The following is a 3396-nucleotide window of genomic DNA, read 5'->3' on the forward strand; positions in this document are numbered from 1 at the left end:
ACGGCGAACTCCTCGCCGTCGACCGTGCGCGGGACCCGGCGTCCGGGCGCGGCGGCGACCAGTGGGGCCAGCAGGGGGTCCTCGCCGAGGAGCTCGTCCACCGCGATCGGGTCGGCGTCGAGGTCGAGCAGGCGACGGCAGCGGCTGATCGCGATGGCCAGGTCCCGCAGGTCGCCGAGGGTGAGCCGGCAGCCGATGTAACCGTCCTCGGGTTTGAGGGCGACGACGGCGGAGCCGTGCGGGAGCCGCATCGTGCGGCGATAGGCACCGTCACGCCATTCCTCGACGCCGGGCACACCGGTCGCCGCGAGATGGCCGAACAGATTCTCGGGGCAGAGCGGCGAGCGGTAGGGCAGCCGGAGCGACAGCGTGCTGGTCGTCGCGACGGCCGTGCCGGTGCGGACCCGGGCGCGCAGCTCGGTCGGGGACAGCGCGAACACCTCGCGGACGGTGTCGTTGAACATCCGGATGCTGCCGAATCCGGCGGCCAGCGCGATCTCGGTCATCGACAGCGCGGTCGTCTCGATCAGGAGTCGCGCCGTCTGCGCCCGTTCCGCCCTGGCCAGCGCGAGTGGACCCGCGCCGAGCTCGGCGCGGACCTGCCGCTCGATCTGCCGGACGCTGTAGCCGAGGCGGGCGGCGAGCCCGCCGACGCCGTCGCGGTCGACCACCCCGTCACCGATCAGGCGCATCGCCCTGGCGACGAGGTCCGCCCGCTCGTTCCACTGCGGGGAACCGGGGCTCGCGTCCGGCCTGCAGCGTTTGCAGGCGCGGAAACCCGCCAGCTGGGCCGAGGCCGCGCTGGGGTGGAACCGCATGTTCTTCGGCTTCGGCGGCACCACCGGGCAGCTGGGACGGCAGTAGATGCCGGTGGTCACCACCGCGATGAAGAACCATCCGTCGAACCGGGCGTCCTTGCCCTGAACCGCCCGCAGGCACCGCTCGAAGTCTTCGTGCATCACCCCAGCATCGGCCACTCACGACCGTGCCGCTAGCGAAAAAACGACATCACCCTGGAGGACGACTCACCGGAGCAGGGCGGCCAGGACGTGGGCGTCGACGCCCACCAGGGAGGCGCGGAGGACACGGCGCTCGCCCTCGGGCACCTCGACGTCGTTGGGGATGACCAGGACCGTGCACCCGGCCGCGGCGGCCGACTCGGTGCCTGGCGGGGAGTCCTCGATGGCGACGCAGCGCTCAGGCGCGACCCCGAGCAACTCGGCGGCGAGCTGGTAGGGCCGGGGGTGGGGCTTGTTGTGCCCGCCGACCTCGTCGCCGCACACCGTGACGTCGAAGAACTCGCGGCCGATGGTGTTCAGCGCGAGCTCGGTCAGCGACCGCTCGGTCGACGTCACCAGCGCCGACCTGACGCCTGCCGTGCGCAGCGCGACCAGCGCCTCGCGGGCGCCAGGGCGCCAGGGCAGCGCGTCGTCGAACAGGCCGGCAGTGCGGTGGCGGATCCAGTCCCCCGTCTCGGCGACGGTCTCGGGGGTCACCGGCCTGCCGACGACCTCGAGCAGGTAGCTCGCCGTACTGTCCATATTGGACCCGACGAGGGTCATCCGCTGTTCCTCGGACAACTTGCCGCCCAGCGCCTCGGCGCACTCGTACAGCGCGACGTCCCAGAGCTTTTCCGAATCCACGAGCGTGCCGTCCATATCCCACAGCACAGCGTCGAGTCCGTCCGGAGTGGACGGTTCAGTCACGATTCCCCCTTGGTCGGGCTTGAATGTCGGTTTACACCGTTTTTGCGAGGTTCAGTCTGAAAGTAGTGGTCTCGACCACGTCCCCACCAGCCCTCACCGGCACCGCCGGGCACGTCCGGCGGGTGGCCGCGAACACACCGCGTCCGGCGATGGTGACGAAAGGCGACCGGACATGCCCAACAGCCTACGGCGGCCTGGTCGTAGGCTGACCAGGTGAGTGAGCCCGCCGACGAGACCCAGCAGCCCGAGACCACGGGCCGCGACCGCCCCGAAGAGACCAAACCGCTGATGGTGGTGGCCTTCGAGGGCTGGAACGACGCAGGTGACGCGGCCAGCAGGGCGGTGGAACATCTGCAGCTCAACTGGGACGCGACGGCGCTGGCCGAGCTGAGTCCGGACGAGTACTACGACTTTCAGGTGAGCAGACCCACAATCCGCATGGTCGACGGCGTCACCCGAAGGGTGGAATGGCCGACCACGACGCTGTCGGTGTGCCGCCCCGAGGGGTTCGACCGCGACGTCGTGCTCGTGCAGGGCCCCGAGCCGAACATGCGCTGGCGCGCGTTCTGCGCCGAGCTGCTGGAGCACATCCTCGAACTCGAGGTCGCCACCGTGGTCACCCTCGGCGCGCTGCTCGCGGACACCGCCCACACCCGGCCCGTCCCGGTCACCGGAACGGCCTACGACAAGGACACCGCTTCGCAGTTCCGGCTGGAGCTGAACAACTACCAGGGCCCGACCGGCATCGTCGGCGTCCTGCAGGACTACTGCGTCCAGGCGGGGGTGCCCGCGGTCTCGATCTGGGCCGCGGTGCCGCACTACGTCTCGCACCCGCCGTCCCCGAAGGCGACCCTCGCGCTGCTGCACAAGCTGGAGGACATCCTCGACCTCGAGATCCCGCTCGGCGCACTGCCCGAGCAGTCCGAGGAATGGCAGCGGACGGTTTCGGAGATGGCCGAGGAGGACGAGGAGATCAGCGAGTACGTCCGCAGCCTGGAAGAGCGCGGCGACGCCGAGACCGAACTGGCCATCGACGAGGTCAGCGGCGACAAGATCGCCGCCGAGTTCGAGCGCTACCTCCGCCGCCGCCGTCCCGGCCAGGACGGTCCCGGCACACGCTGAGCCGCTACCGCCAGCGCGCGGCGAACGCCCGCGCGGGGTTCGCCACCAGCATCGCGGTGACCACCTCGCACCCCAGCTCACGGGCGAGCCGCGGGCGCAGGGTGTCGAGCAGGTACGGCATGCCAGGTCCGCCTCCGGTGGCGGACCTGGCCGCCGGGCCGAGGGTGTCGCCGCCAAGGAGCAGCCGGCCCGCGTGACCGGCCCCGGCGAGGTCGAGCAGCTGGTCCACCAGCCCGCAGTCCGTCGCGTGGTGCGCCCGCGACGGGCCGTCGAAGGCCAGGAAGACACCAGTCCGGGCGACGTCGCGGTGCAGCCGGAGGTCGGGCGCCCGGTTCAGGTGGCCGAGAATGACACTTTCGGGCGGAACGTTCAGCTGCCCGCAGAGCAGCTCGACGGTCTCGAGGGCGGCCGTCCCCAGTTCGAGGTGTACCGCGATGGGGGCGCCGGTCCGGTGATGAGCCGCGGCGGCGGCGGTCATGGTCAGCCGGGCGTGGCAGTCGAGCCGGTGGAACGCGCCCGCGACCTTGATCAGGCCCGCGCGCGGGCCGGTCCGGTGCCGCTCCGGATC

General features: G+C 71.4%; 3 protein-coding genes and 1 pseudogene. 1 reads left to right on the plus strand and 3 read right to left on the minus strand.

The genetic code is table 11. From position 1 onward, the window contains the following. The coding region (locus QMK34_RS45165) for a bifunctional transcriptional activator/DNA repair enzyme AdaA (protein WP_326421039.1) at nucleotides 1-959 on the minus strand (959 nt) is incomplete at its 3' end. A gap of 66 nt (nucleotides 960-1025) precedes the next feature. Next, complete coding sequence (locus tag QMK34_RS45170) at nucleotides 1026-1706, minus strand: HAD family hydrolase (protein ID WP_326421037.1); 681 nt, start codon at nucleotides 1704-1706, stop codon at nucleotides 1026-1028. A 213-nt stretch (nucleotides 1707-1919) separates the two neighbouring features. Between QMK34_RS45170 and QMK34_RS45175 the strand changes: the two genes are divergently transcribed. Next, nucleotides 1920-2828: a PAC2 family protein gene (locus QMK34_RS45175; protein WP_326421038.1), complete on the plus strand. Its 909-nt coding sequence runs from the start codon at nucleotides 1920-1922 to the stop codon at nucleotides 2826-2828. Between the two features lie 4 nt (nucleotides 2829-2832). Here QMK34_RS45175 and QMK34_RS45180 read toward each other — a convergent pair. Further along, a pseudogene (locus tag QMK34_RS45180) lies at nucleotides 2833-3396 on the minus strand (phosphotriesterase); the annotation flags it as partial.

The sequence above is a fragment of the Amycolatopsis sp. H20-H5 genome, from assembly GCF_035828755.1.
Taxonomy (GTDB): Bacteria; Actinomycetota; Actinomycetes; order Mycobacteriales; family Pseudonocardiaceae; genus Amycolatopsis.